The organism is Pseudoalteromonas sp. A601, assembly GCF_002165575.1.
In the GTDB taxonomy this organism is placed as follows: domain Bacteria; phylum Pseudomonadota; class Gammaproteobacteria; order Enterobacterales; family Alteromonadaceae; genus Pseudoalteromonas.
Genome location: NZ_MXQF01000027.1, coordinates 24,272 through 40,717, shown reverse-complemented (window position 1 = coordinate 40,717; position 16,446 = coordinate 24,272). Strand labels below are relative to the sequence as shown.

The window sequence follows — 16,446 nt, the reverse complement described above, 5'->3', positions numbered from 1 at the left end:
ATAGGGCTTTACAATCAACTCCGTAACACCTATTATGCGCGCCGTACGGAGAGATGGCAGAGTGGTCGAATGCACCGGTCTTGAAAACCGGCATGGGTTTGTAGCCCATCTAGGGTTCAAATCCCTATCTCTCCACCATATTTAAAAAGCCGCCTTATGGGCGGCTTTTTGCTATCTGGAGTTTATATGTCTGAGCCTCGTCAATTAAATACATTACAACGTTTACTAAAACACAGTTTATTGTGGGTTGTATTTGCATATTGTTATCACAGTGCCATAAATTTACTTGTTAAAATGGCTATTGATGCGCAACCTGATGCTGTACTTTTTACTTCATTATTATACTGCTTAGGCTTCAATGTATTAACTGCGCATTTAATGACTAAGTATGATAAGTATTGGCCGGTAATTGGGGCATGTGTGATTGGCGTAGTGGGGCTAATCTTAGTGCCAATTATATTTGTAGGAGCTCATGCGTTACTCAGTCGGGAGTTGCTTGCAGGTATTTTAATCAGCTTACCGATATTTACCCTAATAATGGGTATAGTTAAGCAAAAACTCCATAAAAACTAAGCCCAAAAGGGCTTTTTTTTATGATAGCATAGGCGCGTCTTTTAACTGGTATCAGTGCAGGTTCGGCTGGTACAAACAAACGTGAAACACATTATGTCAGATAATTTTACTACAGATGCTGAAAAAGCAAGTTACGGTATTGGTTTACAAATGGGCGAGCAACTTAAAGCGAACCCTTTTGAAGGTCTAAACTTAAATTCAGTATTTGAAGGCATGAAAGATGCTTATGCCGGCGGTGAATTCCAAGTTGAAATTCCTGAGATCCAAGCTGCATTTGAAAAAATCAACACTGAAATTCAAGCTCGTCGCGAAGAAGAAGCTAAAGTACTTTCTGCTGAAGGTATCGCATTTTTAGAAGAAAATGCTAAGCGTTCAGAAATCACAGTGACTGAATCTGGTCTTCAATATGAAGTACTTGCAACAGGTGAAGGCGAAAAGCCAACAGCTGAGTCAACAGTACGTGTTGATTACCACGGTACGCTTATCAACGGTACAGTGTTTGATAGCTCTTATGAACGTGGTCAGCCTGCTGAATTCCCAGTTGGTGGCGTTATCAAAGGTTGGACAGAAGCATTACAAATGATGCCTGTTGGTACTAAATGGCGTATCTACGTTCCTCATGAGCTTGCTTATGGTGAACGTGGTGCCGGTGCTGCAATCGCACCTTTCTCAACTCTTGTATTTGATGTTGAGTTACACGCTATTCTTTAATAGTAGTCACTGAGCTAACAAAGCTCATGATATAAAAAACCACGCTTATTTAAGCGTGGTTTTTTTATATTAAGTAGTAGTAGCTCAACTATATAGTTATAGATGAGTAACTTATAATCAGAAATATCCGCGTACGCCAATTTTAAAGTTACGCCCAGGTAAAGGAGCCTTTTCTTTAATAAATGAGCTGTGCACAAAGCCAAGTTCATCAGTTATGTTGTCAACGTTAATATAAAACTCTGAATCAACAGGTCCTACACTTAATTGATAATTTGCCTGTGCATCAAATAAGGTGTAGCTCTGTGTGGTTGTTTCATAATTTGTAATATCATTTTGCTCAAAATAATGAGTACCTGTGAGTGTAAACTGCCAATCACTAAGCGTATATTGTAACTCTGAGCCTATTTTATTGGCTGGTATCCTTGGCAGGTTTTCATCATCTTTAAGTTTTGCTGTTGTTGAATCACCAAACACTTTAACCATTGCGTTTGCGTTCACCTGGTAATGAGCATCAAATTCGATACCATAAAGTTCAGCGTCTTTGCTTACGAATTGATATACCGCGACGCTTTCTTCGTGCTCTTCACTATTTTGTTCAAAACCATGCTCTTCATCATAAACAAGGCCTGTATTTTGTTGATAATAAAAGTTTTCAATATCGTTGTAGAATAAATTGACTGTATAACCAAAGTCTCCGCTGAAACGTCTAAAACTTAAATCGAGATTGGTCGATGTTTCTTGTTTAATGTCTTGCGGCTCAAAATGCGCTTTACCATCTTCAATCACATAACCTAAGCCAAGTTCATACGTACCTGTTGCAATATGTAGTCCATTTGACAGCAGCTCTGCAGACAGTGGTGCACGTTCTGAATGTGATACACTTAACGCAACACTTTGACCTGATGTATATTGCCAAATAGCGCCGGCAGATACACTTAAGTTAGTAAAGCTTTTGCTGTAGGCAGTTATTTCATCGTGTTCTTCTTCAGCTTCATCATGCTCTTCATGGTCATGGTCATGGTCATGGTCATGGTCATGCTCATCGTGTGCTGCGATATTACTATCAATGTTGTAATCTTCTAAGCGGGCACCTAACTCAACCGTGACATCACCAAATTGCTGCTCTTCTAAAATAAAGACAGCATGGCTCGTTGTTTTACTCGCCGGCGTAAAGGCTTCTTCGCCATCGGCATCATAGTCAGAGTCGCTAAAGTGGTATCCTGCCATCCCATGCCAGTTACCAAATTTATGCTCTATGTTTAAACGCGCTTCAGTTGTTTGATTTTTAAAGGTTGTGCCAATTACGCCGTCTTCAATTTCACTATGTTGATAATCAGTGTAACCTAAGCGTAAGTTAATAGTTTCAATCCAATTATTGTGCAGTGCATAACTCATAAGACCTTGCCAACGATCTTGCTCTACACTGGCATAAACAGATTCATCTTCATCATGCTCTTCTACATGGTTTTCTTCGTCATGATCTTCTTCTTCCTCATGATCATGACCAATATGCTCATGCGCTGGGATACCATAATCTGTATCGATACGACCATAAGCAACACCTAGGGTGAAATGCTCACCTACATAACTGGTACCAAAATTTACTGTTTGGCTATCAATAAAAGTGTTTTCTACAGAGGTCGCTGTTTCGTGGGCTTCTTCTTCATGATCGTGGTCATCATGCTCTTCGTGTTCATCCTCTGGTAGCTCAAATTCTGGCGTTTGGTAATCATCACCAGTACGCTTTGTTCCATCGAAGTGAAAGTTAAAGTTGTCATGACCTGTTTCAAGCTTTGCAGCATAAGTATTGGCATTTGATACCGTATCGTGGCTGTACTCCATGGCACCAGTAAATTGCTCAATATTGTCAGTAGGAATTCGGTTATCAACCACATTTACCACACCACCAATTGCACCGGAACCATACAGTAGGGTGGCTGGGCCTCTAAGCACTTCAATTTGCTCGGCAGATAGCGTGTCATTAGATGTTGCGTGATCTGGACCAATACGGGATGCATCGCTGCTATCCAAACCATTTTGAGTGATTTTGACTCGTGGACCGTCTAAGCCACGAATAATAGGGCTTGATGACACTGGACCAAAGTAGCTGGCATTAACACCTGGAAGACCTTTTAACGTTTCACCAAGTGTTGGTTTTGATTTGTTTTTTAGTTCATCACCTGACAATACACTCACAGGTGAAATCATCTCTAAACTATTTTTATGTAAAGCAGATGCATAAACAACGACAGTTTCTACCGATGTGGGCGTTAAAGTCACGTTTACAGTTGAATTGGCTTCATTTACGTCAACACGTACATCAAGGTAGTTATTTTTACTGATATGCAATTGACTGTTGGCATCTATATCAATACTAAAGTTACCTTGGTTATCTGTTTTTATAGACTGCGTTTTGCCATGTACGTGAACATCGGCATTAGCTATTGGTTGATTATTAGGATTTACAACATGACCATTTACAGTTGCAGCATGGACAGAGTAAGAGCTAAGCGCTGTAATGATCGCAGCAGAAAGAATTGAATATCGGTTCATAATTACTACATTAATTGATTTTTATGTTGTGATATAATGTAACATCATTATCTTGAGTTATCAATAATGTTATACCATAACCTCGATATGCCAGTTTAGTTATTCTCAACTATACTTATCATTCGTTCACTGCTGGAGTCATGAGAATGACTGACAAAAGCCGTATATTTAAAGCACGATTTACCATTGCAGATTTACGTCAACAACGAAATCATCGCGAAGTTTTTACTACGTCACTGACTAAAAACGAAACACTTGATCATTTCATTTTGAAGCTATTGGGTTACAGTTTTTTGTCATATGATAAATCTGCGAAAATAAATAATTTTTCTGATAAATATAGACCAGATGTTTCTGTCAAAGCGCTAAATGAACACTATACAAAATGGTTAAGTGTTGATAAGCCAGATTTACAACGCATGCTTAAGGCTACAAAAGTCGTCGATGAATTTATTATTTTAACAACTGCTAAAAGTGAGTGGTTAAACCAGGCAAAGCCCCAATTAAGATTATTACCTAATAGCCATTTAATTGAAATTGATAAGCAGTTTATAGATCACATTAAATCAAACCTAACGAGAAACCTTGATTGGGATATTACTATTGATCAACACTGTGTGAGTATTAGTGATGATCGTTATTTTTATCATACTCAAGAGTTTGTATGGCATTAATAATTTAAGTTTATAGTAAAAGAATAAACTTTATTGTTGCATGAAAATCCTGAGCGCTTTAACTGATACATTTACCTTTATTAGCCTGTAATGTAGAGTGTTTTTTAATAGGCAGATTTGTAATTGTGCGAAAAACACTCATTGACGAATTTTAGTAAAACCTGAGTGTATGAACGTTTAAATTATGGGTAAACTATAAATGTTGTATAACTCTAGGAATAGTAAACTAGCAAATGATAAATTATTCAGATCAAAGTGAAAGAAAGTTAATTATAAAATCTTTTGCTTTTACAGGCTCTATTGCAACCGCAGTAATGTCTTTTTTTGCAATTATTGATGCTAATTATCCATTGTTTGCAAGTTTAATTATTGCTTCGAGCTTATTTATACTTCCATGGTTTATTAAAAGTAACGACAGGCTTTCATCTTGTATTGTTTTATACACTTTGTTTATATTGATGCTGTATTTGGTCTATACAGGGGGAAGCCATGGTACAGGCCCTATTTGGATTTTTATCGTTTCTCCTGTTACTTTCTTTATGCGAGGACTGCGTAAAGGGATTATAGATATAACTATTTTCATTTTAGCTGTGATAGCTGCCTTTGTGATAGCTGATAACTTTAATGGTTATCAATATAACTCCCCAGAGTTACTTTCCCGCATATTATTATCTTTTATAGTGGTTGCTTTATTAAGTGGCTTCTATGAGTACTTTCGTGAGAGTTACAGCAGAAAACTCATCCAATTAGCTAAAAGTAATGAGATTCTAGCGACTACGGATCCTCTTACCGCATTACCTAATCGACGGTATACCATGGAACGTTTGTACGAAGAAAAGTTACAAAGTGATAAATCAAATACTTCGTTATCAATTATGCTTTTTGATGTTGATGATTTTAAAAAAATCAATGATAAATATGGTCACCAAGCTGGGGATTTAGCACTCATACATTTAGCTGATACTTTTCGTAAATTTTCTAGAGCAAAAGATATTTTCTGTCGCTGGGGTGGTGAAGAGTTTTTATGTGTACTACCACAAACGAGTGTCGATGGGGCGATTGTGTTGGCCAAAAGTATTCAGCAAGACTTACTTGCACAGCCAGTTAGTGTCGAGCAGGAAAAGATAAACTTATTTGTAAGTGTGGGAGTGTGTGAAGTTATTCGTACGGGTAGTATCGACTGGGCAATAAAAAAAGCAGATGAAAATTTGTATTTAGCTAAGAGTACCGGTAAAAATAAAGTGTGTAGCGCATAAAGCTCAGGCATTCAGATCAAAATCACCAAAGTTAGACGCATCAACTTGCGAATCTATTTGACGAACAAGGTAAGAGCTGAGCTCGGCTTCTTTAATTTTAGATTTTATGTTCAGTACTTTGAAAGTTACAGTACTGAACATAATATTTTATTGGTTATTATAATTAGTTGTGGGTTCGACAATATCTAAAGGATATATTGTGGCATCGTACATATTACCGTTACTTGATGCAAAAGTGGCGCGCAATAAATAAAAGTGTCCTTTTGGTAATTGTGCTGTTGGCGTAAGGCCGTCAAGCGATAGCGTCATTGTTGATTGCCCTGATTGTGTCCCTAATACACTGGTGTCTTTAAGTACGGTGTCTTTTACAGGGATCCACTTTGATTTAAAATGCCTTAGCCAAAAGCGAATACCGCCTTCATCAGCAGCAATGACGGTATTATTTGATCCAGCGTGATAGTCGACATTGAGTACAATATCGTCACCAACTTTAAATCGCATTCCTTCAAGCTGGCTTGCATTGCTTATTCGAATGTATGGGTCAATTTTTTGTGTTACTTTAATTTCAATTTGGTCACTCACTTTTGTATTAGCTAATGCGGTTGCTGAAATGATAGCTTTTCCACTATCAATAGCTGTTACAGCCCCTGATTGATCTACTGTTGCGACAGAGGTGTTACTACTTGTCCAGTTGACCTTACTATTATCTGCGATTCTGGGCGTTGGTTTGGCCGCCAAGTTTAAAGTTTGCCCAACAAACAACGTTGGTTTATTATTTAATTGCTGATTAGTTGAATCTTTATCAAGCGATAGAATATTTATTGATTCGATAGGTATAGGTTGCCATTTAGTAATAGTGACTTGGCGGCTTGTAGAAAGGTTATTAGCCTTGCTGGTGGCCGTAATCGTTGCTTTATCTGCGTTTTTACCTAAGGCTGTGACGATTCCATGTTGATCTACGCTAAGAATAGCTTCATCACTGGATGACCATATCAAACGGGTGTCTGCATGATTTGGCGTTACCTTAGCTTGAAACTTAACTGCCGTACCTTCTCTGATTGAAGTAGGGTTTTGCTCTGATAAAATTAAGCTGGTTGGATCAAGGCTATCTGTTGTATATAAGTGGTTAACGGGCTTATTGCTAATACTGACTGTTTCACCATTTCTCCAGCTAACGTTAATATTTTCAATCGTTTCGGCTTTTCCTAGGCCAAAGTGAACAATGTTAAGTAAACTTTGTGAAAATACAGCTCCTGCAGAACCGACTCGCTTTCGATAGCTGTGGTTCGATGTTTCAACAGTCACTACAGCAGAGGTTGCATCAATATTTGCATCTGGGGAATAGCCCACTTCAACTAACGCATAGTTATTGTTAGCGTTTTCGGTGGACGTGTTGTTATATAAATACCACTGGCCACCTTCACTACCACTGAGTAAATCAAGGTTGCCATCCAAGTCAAAATCAAAAGCTTGTCCCATATCACCATTGCCGGGGCCGCCTATATCATTAGCTCCATGGCTTGTAAGGGCATGGAACTGCCCGTTACCGTCATTTAATAACATGACATCTGAAATTCTATTTCCAATATTACCCCAGCGATAAATTAACAGGTCTTGATGACTATCATTGTTAAAGTCACCGCGAGTAACACCTAAAGAATTTCCACCGAGAGGAATATTCCATGCGCTTGAAACATCAGTAAATTTACCATTATCATTACGAAGTAAGGTATCAGTGATATTGCGGTTTTCGGGTTGAAAATCAGTTTCTATGTTATCAACACCTGCTAAACTAAATTTAAACCCCCAAAATATATCGTCGTTACGAACTAGGGCTGCTTGCCAATGGCCATTTCCTAAGTGTCCAAAGTAAACCCCATTTTCTGAGATATCGGCGGGCCAGCCTTGTGCTTGTTCAGCACTAAAAGACATCTCCTCAGTACTGGCAAGTACGGTAGCTGTTTTTTCTTTCCCTAAGAATAACGGGTAATCTTTGCCTCTAAATGCACCTTGAGCTAAATAGTAATATTGGTGGAATTTAATCACTCCATCAGCATCAAAACTAAATTTATCGACTCCTTTATAACCTCTTGGCTTTATTGAAAACGTTTTTTCAATTGGATCGTGATCGACAAAAGGGGCCTCGCCTTTACCGGTTTCAAACTCTTTACCTCTGGCTAAATATAAATCGAGGTCGCCATCATTATCGATATCAATATCAGTAATTGCCATTATATCTTTATCGTTAATGATGCTTTGCGGTAGGGTATGCGTGACATCAGTAAAAGTAAAATCGCCATTGCCTTGCCAAATAGATAAAGGTGCATACAAAATAATGTCATCAATATGATCATTATTAATATCTGTGATTAATGCCCTTGAAGGGTGCTGATCTTCTATGCCTTTAACACGTTTACGTTTAAACTTTCCATTTCCCGTATTTTCATAAAAAAAATGCTGGGGCTTGTCACCGTTTAAGCTGGTTTCATTTATCAGCATTAAATCAAGGTCGCCATCTAAATCCATATCAGAGAATTTTGCGCCTCGACCGCGGCCGCCTTTATCAATAGCAACATCACCGGTAGTCAATACCAAGGTGCCATTATCGTTAGTATAAAAATTAGCTTTAGAGGGATTAGTCCCATTACCACCACCTTGGGTGACCACTAAATCCAAATCACCGTCATTATCGTAATCTCCAACAGCTGTTCCATGTAAGTCATGCATAAACCAACGAGCTAAGTTTTTGTCGTGTTTGGTTACGGTACCATCACCATTGTTCCAGTAGAGTTTGCTGCTTTCTTGATTGTGATTGTTTACGATAAAATCATAGTCACCATCACCGTCTATATCAGCAATGGTAGGGCCTGCGTATTTAATAGAGTTCACACTATCTAACCCGGCCGTTTTGGTTATATCTGTATAGGTTGGTAACGTTAAATCTGCTACATCTTCAAATGAGGCACTGTGCAGCGTGATATCGCTATTGTTAACTTTGAAACTGAGGGTGGTGTCACCTAGTTGAGGAAATTCTACTAATGCATTAAAAGTGTGTTTGCCAGTACGCGCTATGTTAAGGTTTTCAAATAATAGCGTGTTGTTGGCATAAATATTTAAAGTTGCATAGTCACCGGGATTTGATATGACGAGGTTTATTTTTTTAATCAGGCTTCCTGTCACATGATAGTTAATAGTTAGCGGGTCAGTCGTTTTAATAAGTTCTGTTTGTAGGTTTTGTAAATGAACTGAATTGACATTATTTTTAGTATCACTACACCCCGTCACCATTAGCACACCAAAAGTTAGCATTATAAGAGGGGGTATCCCCTTGATTATTTTATTTTTTAGTACCATGAAAGCCCTTCCATTGTTGTATTATCTTTTGATTGAGACGCGCATAACCAATGAGTTATACACAACTTGATGCAAAACTGACCATAGCGCATTTGACTTATTGTTAAAAGTATTTTGTTGACAATTTATTTATTTTGTTCCTTATTTGTACTAGTCTTTGTTGGTCACATTTTGTGGCTAAAATGACAACATCAATTTAAAGAGGCAAAAATGAACAAAATAACATTGTTTATCGGGTGTTTACTCACTACTACCAACTTGTTTGCAAATGATTGGGACTCAATCCCTTTACCAGTTTCACCTGATGATGGAAAAGTATGGCAACTACAAGAAGACTACTCAGATTCATTTAATTACACCGGGAAACCAGCGACATTTACCAGTAAATGGAATGATACTTACTTTAATAGTTGGACTGGTCCCGGCCTGACCTATTGGCAGCAGGACGAGTCTTGGGTTTCAGATGGTAACCTTATTATTAGTGCTTCGCGTCGTGCCGGCACAGATAAAGTTAATGCAGGGGTGATTACTTCTAAAACAAAAGTTAGTTTTCCGATATTTTTAGAGGCAAATATCAAAGTCAGTAATCTGGAATTATCTTCAAATTTTTGGCTGCTTAGCGATAATGACCAGCGAGAGATTGATGTACTCGAAGTATACGGTGGTGCGCGTGATGATTGGTTTGCGAAAAATATGTCGACTAACTTTCATGTATTTATTCGTGATCAACAATCTAACCAAATAATTAGTGATTACAACGACCAAACGCATAATACTCCTAGCTGGGGAACGTATTGGCGTGAAGGTTTTCATCGTTTTGGCGTGTATTGGAAAAGCCCAACAGACGTCACATTTTACATAGATGGCCAGCAAACGCCTGATGGTTCGTGGGCACAAGTGGTCATGAAAGACAAAGACTACACTGGGGCTACGTTAAATAAGAACACACATAATATGGATCAATCTGCTTATATTATTATTGATACTGAAGATCATGATTGGCGCTCAGAGGCTGGAAACATTGCTACAGATGCCGATTTGGCTGACGGTAGTAAAAATAAAATGTTTGTCGATTGGGTGAGAGTTTATAAACCTGTTAATGCGCCGAACACAAACAACGTTAGTAATGGCGGACAGCTCAAAGCTAAGCATAGTCAAAAGTGTATTGATATAACAGGTGGCGTAATGAGTAATGGCTCTTATTATCAGCAGTGGGGTTGTGGCTCTGATAATGAGAACCAACAATTTAACCTTGTTGAGTTAAGTAATAATGAATATGCAATTAGCTCGCAGTTAACTGGCTTGTGCATGCAGATTGAAAACGCCAGTTCAAGTAATGGCGCTAAGTTGCAGCAGTGGGTTTGTGACAATGCAAAAGCCAGTCAACGCTTTACTCTCAATAGCACGGGTGATGGCTACTTCGAGCTCAAATCAAGTTTAAGTAATAAATGTGTTGATATCGCAGGTAAACTGCAAGCAAATGGTGCTGATATTGTGCAGTGGCAGTGTTATAACGGCGACAATCAACGTTTTCAATTTATTGAATAAAACGATTAGCAAAGTTTTTATATTGAGCGTATTGTTGACAATTAATTGTTATTTATTTTGTGTTGTGTAATTATTCAACATAGTACCTAACCGTTTTTGTACAAAAGCGGTTCTTTAATAATAAAAGAATAGGCTTGCTATGAAACACACACATAAAACCATTTATATCCCAATAGCTCTATTTTTAGGCACTGGGCTTGTCGGCTGTACTAATAATCAACCCAAAGAAAGCACAAAGCTTAGTAATACTATACAAAAAGAACACATGCTGTGGGATTTTGAAAAAGCTGACTATCAGCCATTTTTAAAAAGTCACAATGCCACTACAAGCCTTATTGAACGCCAAGGCAACCATAAATTAAAGGTTACATTTGCTGCAAAAACGCATCACGAAAGTGATATTGAATTTGTAAATAACCAAACTTGGAATTGGCAAGCTTTAGGTAATTTCGCTTTTGCTTTAGATATTGAAAACCCTGATAAAGTGTCTACCCAGTTATATATAAAAACAATCGATAAAACTGGCAAAGCGCAAAGCCGCAGTGTAGTGGTGCCCAGCGAATCAACTAATACTTATTATATTGAATTAAAAGGCGTTGATTTAAATATAGAGTCGGGTATACGCTCTAACCCTCCAAGTTGGCAAAGCAGCTACACACCGGTATTGTATCGAGGTGGTGCAAAAAATATTGATGTCAGCCAGGTCATAAAAGTGAGCTTTGGCACTAAGGGCTTACTAGAAGACAAACAATTATTCATTGATAATGTAAGACTAATAAAGCCAACAAATTTTGATACCGAGTACCTAGTAGGCTTAGTGGATAAGTTTGGCCAAAACGCCAAGCGTGATTTTGCCAATAAAGTGTCTTCAATTGAGCAGTTAATTGCGGTTTCAAAACAAGAGCAAGCTAACCTTAGCAAAGTCCCTTTAGCTGGTCGCTCTAAGTTCGGTGGATGGCAGCAGGGGCCAAAACTGCAGGCTACAGGCTACTTTAGGACCGAAAAGTACAATGGGAAATGGAGCCTAGTTGACCCTCAAGGCTATTTATTTTTTTCAACCGGTATTGCCAATGTACGCTTAGCCAATACCACTACTATTACAGGTTTCGACTTTGATCAAAAATACATAGTACAAAGAGAACCCGGTGATTTAACACCTGAAGATTCGATTGGTTTAAACCCTGCGCCTAAATCGGCATGGCCATCACGTTATGTTAGCTCAGAATTAAGATCAAATATGTTTAATTGGCTACCCGCTGTTGATGACCCACTCGCAGATAATTATGGATATCGCCGTGAGCTTCACAGTGGTGCGTTAAAAAAAGGCGAGACATTCAGTTTTTATAGAGCTAATTTACAACGCAAATATGAAAGTCAAAACGAACAGGTATTAATGCAAAAATGGCGAGAGTCCACCATTGATCGTATGCTCACATGGGGTTTTACCTCGTTCGGTAACTGGATTGATGAAGATTTTTACCAAAAAGATCGCATGCCCTATTTTGCGAATGCTTGGATCATTGGCAATTATAAAACCGTTAGCAGTGGTAACGATTACTGGAGCCCACTGCCTGATCCCTTTGATCCTGAATTTATTAAACGCGCTGATGCGACGTTAGCAACACTCGCCGCGCAAGTTAAAAATAACCCATGGTGTGTTGGCGTATTTATAGATAACGAAAAGAGCTGGGGCATGATGGGCTCAGTTAATTCGCAATATGGTTTAGTGATCAACACATTAACTGTTAATGCAAAGCAAAGCCCGACAAAAGCTGAATTTGTGTCACTGATGAAAGAAAAGTATCAAGACATATCAGCATTAAATATGAACTGGCAAACTAATATTTCATCTTGGCAGGAATTTGCTTCAGGGGTGGTTATCCATGATATCAACGAAGCGGTACAAGCCGATTTTTCAGTGATGTTATACCACTACGCAAAACAATATTTTGCCGTTGTTGAGCAAGCGACAGCTAAGCACTTGCCTAATCATCTATACATGGGTGCGCGATTTGCTGATTGGGGCATGACACCTGAGATCCGACAAGCTGCGAGCGAGCACGCAGATGTAATGAGTTATAATTATTACCGTGAAGGCTTAAATGATGATTTTTGGGATTTTTTAGCCGCACTTGATAAGCCCAGTATTATTGGTGAATTTCACAATGGTGCGTTAGATTCTGGGCTATTAAACCCAGGCCTTATTCATACTCAGTCACAACATGAACGTGGCGTTAAATATCAACAATACATGAAGAGTGTTATCGATAACCCATATTTTGTTGGAGCGCATTGGTTTCAATACATAGATTCGCCATTAACAGGGCGTGCCTATGATGGCGAAAATTATAACGTTGGCTTTGTTAATGTGGCAGATATTCCTTACATGCCCCTTGTAAATGCTGCTAAGGAAGTTAATCAGCAACTTTATCAACGCAGGTATACAAATAATGTTAACTAGTTATATTCAGGCTTGGGTAGTGCTTACAGCTGTGCTTATTAGCACCGCTGTAGATGCAGAGCCAATGATAAAACAAGGCCCGTATGAAGTCTACGATAACAGGGCGTTGCAGGTTTTAAATTTAGATGCACCAATCGAAACACTGGCTACCGGCTTTGAGTGGCTTGAAGGGCCAGTATGGGTTGAAGACGAAGGGTATTTGTTGTTTTCAGATATTCCCACCCACCAAGTCTATCGCTATCAGCCTGACCAAGGTGTGCACCTTTATTTAGCAGATAGTGGTTACTCAAATGGCCTAGTTATGAACAACCAAAATGAGTTGGTGTTATTGCAATCTCGCTCACGAAAAATTGTCACTATGGCATCCTCGGTTAATGATCCTAAAACAAACTACCGCGAATTAGTGAGTCGTTATCAAGGGCAACAGCTCAATAGCCCTAACGATGGTATTTATGATCAGCAAGGTACTCTATTTTTTAGTGATCCCCCTTATGGGCTTGCTAAGCAACTTGATGATCCCGCTAAAGAGCTAAGCTTCCAAGGGGTATATTCATTGAATGCAAAAGGCCAACTCAGGGTGCTTGATAAGCAATTAATTTACCCAAATGGAATTGCGTTATCAAAGGATGAAAGCACCTTGTATGTAGCGGCATCCAATCCGCAAAAGCCTGCATGGTATCAATACAAATTGCATAAAGACGGGACGGTAATAAATAAAAAGTTACTGTATCAATTGCCTGCTGTTACATCGGATAGTCATGGCTTGCCAGATGGCTTAAAAATACACGCGGATAGCGGGATTATTTTTGCAACCGGGCCTAACGGACTTTGGCTATTTGATGAACAAGGGACGTTATTGGCACGGGTAAGGCTTCCTCACATCAGTGCCAATTTAGCCTTTAATGCTCAGCAAAATCGGGTGTATATCACTGCACATCAACACTTGTTGGCGCTCTCATTAAAGAATTAAGCTACTAAGGCTCACCATTACAACTCATAGAGCAAGTCAAGTCAGTTGATTAACTTGCTCGCGCTTCATTCTAAAGCAAATTTCCGCGTTAAGTTATTTTCATTTTATTAACTATATATCCTTTACAATAAATTGGCATTGTTGTAGATTGTTAACAATAGACAGTATCATGTAAACTAATTTGGTGGCTAGATGAGAAATTCATTACTAAAAATAAAAAGCGTAAAGGTGGAGTATTATCAAATTCCTCTGGCTGAGGTGTTAAGTGATGCTAAACATGGAGATCATACCCATTTTGAAGTGATTGCTGTGCGCATCATGACAAACGACGGCTATGAAGGCATGGGTTATACCTACACAGGTGGCAAAGGTGGCCGTGCTATTTATTCATTATTAAATGATGAAATTAAACCAGGCTTAATTGGCGCTGACTCATCAGCCATCATGTCAATTTGGGATAAATTACAGTGGGATCTGCATTATGTTGGTCGCGGTGGTTTATTAAGCTTTGCTATTTCTGCAGTTGATATTGCGCTGTGGGATATCAAATGTAAGCGGTTATCAGCACCACTGTGGCAAGTCGCTGGTGGTCATAGCGATAAAACAGCGTGCTACGCTGGTGGAATTGACCTTAATTTTGATCAGAAAAAGCTGCTGGCGAATATTCAAGGCTATCTAGAGCGTGGCTTTAACGCCGTTAAAATCAAAGTTGGTAAAGAAGACTATAAAGAAGACGTTGCTCGCGTTGAAGCTGTCAGGCAGTTGATTGGTGATGACAGAACATTAATGGTCGATGCTAATTACTCAATGAACGTAGAGCATGCAATTCGTTTTGCCAAAGCTATTGAAAAATTTGATATTACTTGGTTTGAAGAACCAACCATTCCTGATGACTACAAAGGTTTTGCACGTATAGCACAGGCGACATCAATTCCTTTAGCGATGGGCGAAAACCTGCACACTTTGCATGAATTTGGCTATGCAATTGATCAAGCCAAATTAGGCTTTTTACAACCTGATGCCTCTAACATTGGCGGTATCACGGGCTGGCTGCACGTAGCAAGCCAAGCTTATACCCACAACTTACCTATTTGTAGCCATGGTATGCATGAATTACATGTATCGCTTTTGGCTTCACAACCTCATGCGGGATTTTTAGAAGTTCACTCGTTCCCGATTGATGAATACACAACGCGGCCGTTACAACTTGATGATAATGGTAAAGCCTGCGCCCCAGATATTATCGGTACTGGCGTAGAGTTTGACGCGCAATTAGTTAAACCACATTTAGTAAAACAATCATAAGGTATCACTATGCAAGCAGCAGAATATATTGGTAATAAATCGTTTCGTATCGTTGCAGGTCAAGCGATAAAGCCACAAGCAGATGAAGTTCGTTTAGATGTTGGTTTTGTTGGTATTTGTGGTACCGACATGCACATTTACCATGGTGTAATGGATCAACGTGTAAACCCACCACACACCATAGGTCATGAGATTTCAGGTGTTGTCGCTGAGCTTGGCAGTGAGGTTACACATTTAAAAGTAGGCGAGCGAGTAGTTGTGCGACCTTTGGATCATTGTGGTGATTGCCCAGCCTGTAATGCAGGTCATGAACACATATGTCATAACCTTAAGTTTATGGGTATTGACTCAGTAGGCGCGTTTCAAAATTCATGGACTGTAAAAGCCCGTACTATTCATAAATTACCTGATAACGTATCTCTTGAGCAAGGCGCACTGATCGAACCGTTATCGGTTGCTTGCCATGATATTTCACGTTCTCGTTTAAAAGCCGGCGAAAAAGCGGTTGTTATTGGTGGCGGCCCAATAGGTCAGCTTGTCGCACTGGTGGCTAAAAGTGTGGGTGCTGATGTACTTATCTCTGAGGTAAATAATGACCGTCGTAAGTTCTCATCACGTTTTGATATCGAAACAATTAATCCACTTGAGCAAGACTTACAAGAATATGTATCAAAATGGTCAGATGGAAAGGGTGCTGATGTTGTTTTTGAAGTATCGGGTGTGCAACCGGCAGTTGAAGCCATGACCCAAATTGCAGCTGTGCGTGGCCGCATCTGTATGGTTGCTATCCACTCACAAAAACCGCCAGTCGATTTATTTCAATTTTTCTGGCGTGAGTTAGAGCTGGTTGGTGCTCGTGTATACGAAGATGCTGACTTTGAAATGGCGATTGATTTAGTTGCTACGGGCCAAATTGACTTAGAACCATTTATTACCTCTGTCAGTGAGCTTGCAGATATTAGTACTGCATTTGCCAGTATGGATAACAATCCAACGGGTATGAAAGCCCTTGTATCTTGCCAAACTAAGTAATGGAACAAA

At 39.1% G+C, this 16,446-nt stretch carries 12 protein-coding genes and 1 tRNA gene; 10 read left to right on the top strand and 3 right to left on the bottom strand.

From position 1 onward, the window contains the following. Positions 1-47 precede the first annotated feature (47 nt). From B5G52_RS17615 to B5G52_RS17605, 3 genes are all read left to right on the top strand, one after another. Positions 48-138, top strand: a tRNA-Ser gene (locus B5G52_RS17615). A 48-nt stretch (positions 139-186) separates the two neighbouring features. Then, the gene (locus B5G52_RS17610; RefSeq protein ID WP_087533954.1) at positions 187-573 is read left to right on the top strand and encodes a hypothetical protein; all 387 of its coding nucleotides are present in this window, start codon (positions 187-189) and stop codon (positions 571-573) included. 93 nt (positions 574-666) lie between these two features. Beyond that, positions 667-1,284, top strand: coding sequence for an FKBP-type peptidyl-prolyl cis-trans isomerase (locus B5G52_RS17605; protein WP_087533953.1), 618 nt, complete (start codon positions 667-669; stop codon positions 1,282-1,284). A gap of 117 nt (positions 1,285-1,401) precedes the next feature. Here B5G52_RS17605 and B5G52_RS17600 read toward each other — a convergent pair whose 3' ends face one another. Further along, positions 1,402-3,837: a TonB-dependent receptor gene (locus B5G52_RS17600; RefSeq protein ID WP_087533952.1), complete on the bottom strand. Its 2,436-nt coding sequence runs from the start codon at positions 3,835-3,837 to the stop codon at positions 1,402-1,404. A gap of 146 nt (positions 3,838-3,983) precedes the next feature. Between B5G52_RS17600 and B5G52_RS17595 the strand changes: the two genes are divergently transcribed. Together B5G52_RS17595 and B5G52_RS17590 are read left to right on the top strand one after the other, a co-directional pair. Next, the gene (locus tag B5G52_RS17595) at positions 3,984-4,511 is read left to right on the top strand and encodes a YaeQ family protein (RefSeq protein ID WP_176372575.1); all 528 of its coding nucleotides are present in this window, start codon (positions 3,984-3,986) and stop codon (positions 4,509-4,511) included. A 233-nt stretch (positions 4,512-4,744) separates the two neighbouring features. Beyond that, the gene (locus B5G52_RS17590; protein WP_254911239.1) at positions 4,745-5,767 is read left to right on the top strand and encodes a GGDEF domain-containing protein; all 1,023 of its coding nucleotides are present in this window, start codon (positions 4,745-4,747) and stop codon (positions 5,765-5,767) included. Positions 5,768-5,770: 3 nt separating this feature from the next. Here the strand turns inward: B5G52_RS17590 and B5G52_RS22105 are convergent, their stop codons facing one another. After that, positions 5,771-5,908 carry a hypothetical protein gene (locus B5G52_RS22105; protein WP_176372574.1) on the bottom strand — a complete coding sequence of 46 codons (138 nt, stop codon included), beginning with the start codon at positions 5,906-5,908 and terminating at the stop codon, positions 5,771-5,773. Positions 5,909-5,914: 6 nt separating this feature from the next. Beyond that, on the bottom strand, positions 5,915-9,076 hold the full coding sequence (locus tag B5G52_RS17585; RefSeq protein ID WP_087533950.1) for an FG-GAP-like repeat-containing protein: 3,162 nt from the start codon (positions 9,074-9,076) through the stop codon (positions 5,915-5,917). A gap of 255 nt (positions 9,077-9,331) precedes the next feature. Here B5G52_RS17585 and B5G52_RS17580 point away from each other — a divergent pair, with 255 nt between their 5' ends. The 5 genes from B5G52_RS17580 (at position 9,332) to B5G52_RS17560 (ending at position 16,437) form a co-directional block, all read left to right on the top strand. Further along, complete coding sequence (locus tag B5G52_RS17580) at positions 9,332-10,669, top strand: RICIN domain-containing protein (protein ID WP_087533949.1); 1,338 nt, start codon at positions 9,332-9,334, stop codon at positions 10,667-10,669. Positions 10,670-10,808: 139 nt separating this feature from the next. Beyond that, positions 10,809-13,130: an agarase gene (locus B5G52_RS17575; protein ID WP_087533948.1), complete on the top strand. Its 2,322-nt coding sequence runs from the start codon at positions 10,809-10,811 to the stop codon at positions 13,128-13,130. After that, entirely contained in the window at positions 13,120-14,100 is a 981-nt protein-coding gene (locus tag B5G52_RS17570) for an SMP-30/gluconolactonase/LRE family protein (RefSeq protein ID WP_087533947.1), read from the top strand. Before B5G52_RS17575 ends, B5G52_RS17570 begins: the two co-directional genes overlap by 11 nt. 192 nt (positions 14,101-14,292) lie before the next feature. Beyond that, positions 14,293-15,405 (top strand): mandelate racemase/muconate lactonizing enzyme family protein, encoded by a 1,113-nt coding sequence (locus B5G52_RS17565; protein WP_087533946.1) that lies wholly within the window; start codon positions 14,293-14,295, stop codon positions 15,403-15,405. 9 nt (positions 15,406-15,414) lie between these two features. Continuing rightward, entirely contained in the window at positions 15,415-16,437 is a 1,023-nt protein-coding gene (locus tag B5G52_RS17560) for a zinc-binding dehydrogenase (RefSeq protein ID WP_087533945.1), read from the top strand. The last annotated feature ends 9 nt before the right edge of the window (positions 16,438-16,446 follow it).

Coding starts and splice junctions, on each gene's coding strand:
- B5G52_RS17570 (WP_087533947.1), top strand. CDS start 13,120: ATGTTAACTAGTTATATTCAGGCTTGGGTAGTGCTTACAGCTGTGCTT.
- B5G52_RS17610 (WP_087533954.1), top strand. CDS start 187: ATGTCTGAGCCTCGTCAATTAAATACATTACAACGTTTACTAAAACAC.
- B5G52_RS17565 (WP_087533946.1), top strand. CDS start 14,293: ATGAGAAATTCATTACTAAAAATAAAAAGCGTAAAGGTGGAGTATTAT.
- B5G52_RS17600 (WP_087533952.1), bottom strand. CDS start 3,837: ATGAACCGATATTCAATTCTTTCTGCTGCGATCATTACAGCGCTTAGC.
- B5G52_RS22105 (WP_176372574.1), bottom strand. CDS start 5,908: ATGTTCAGTACTGTAACTTTCAAAGTACTGAACATAAAATCTAAAATT.
- B5G52_RS17560 (WP_087533945.1), top strand. CDS start 15,415: ATGCAAGCAGCAGAATATATTGGTAATAAATCGTTTCGTATCGTTGCA.
- B5G52_RS17590 (WP_254911239.1), top strand. CDS start 4,745: ATGATAAATTATTCAGATCAAAGTGAAAGAAAGTTAATTATAAAATCT.
- B5G52_RS17605 (WP_087533953.1), top strand. CDS start 667: ATGTCAGATAATTTTACTACAGATGCTGAAAAAGCAAGTTACGGTATT.
- B5G52_RS17595 (WP_176372575.1), top strand. CDS start 3,984: ATGACTGACAAAAGCCGTATATTTAAAGCACGATTTACCATTGCAGAT.
- B5G52_RS17580 (WP_087533949.1), top strand. CDS start 9,332: ATGAACAAAATAACATTGTTTATCGGGTGTTTACTCACTACTACCAAC.
- B5G52_RS17575 (WP_087533948.1), top strand. CDS start 10,809: ATGAAACACACACATAAAACCATTTATATCCCAATAGCTCTATTTTTA.
- B5G52_RS17585 (WP_087533950.1), bottom strand. CDS start 9,076: ATGCTAACTTTTGGTGTGCTAATGGTGACGGGGTGTAGTGATACTAAA.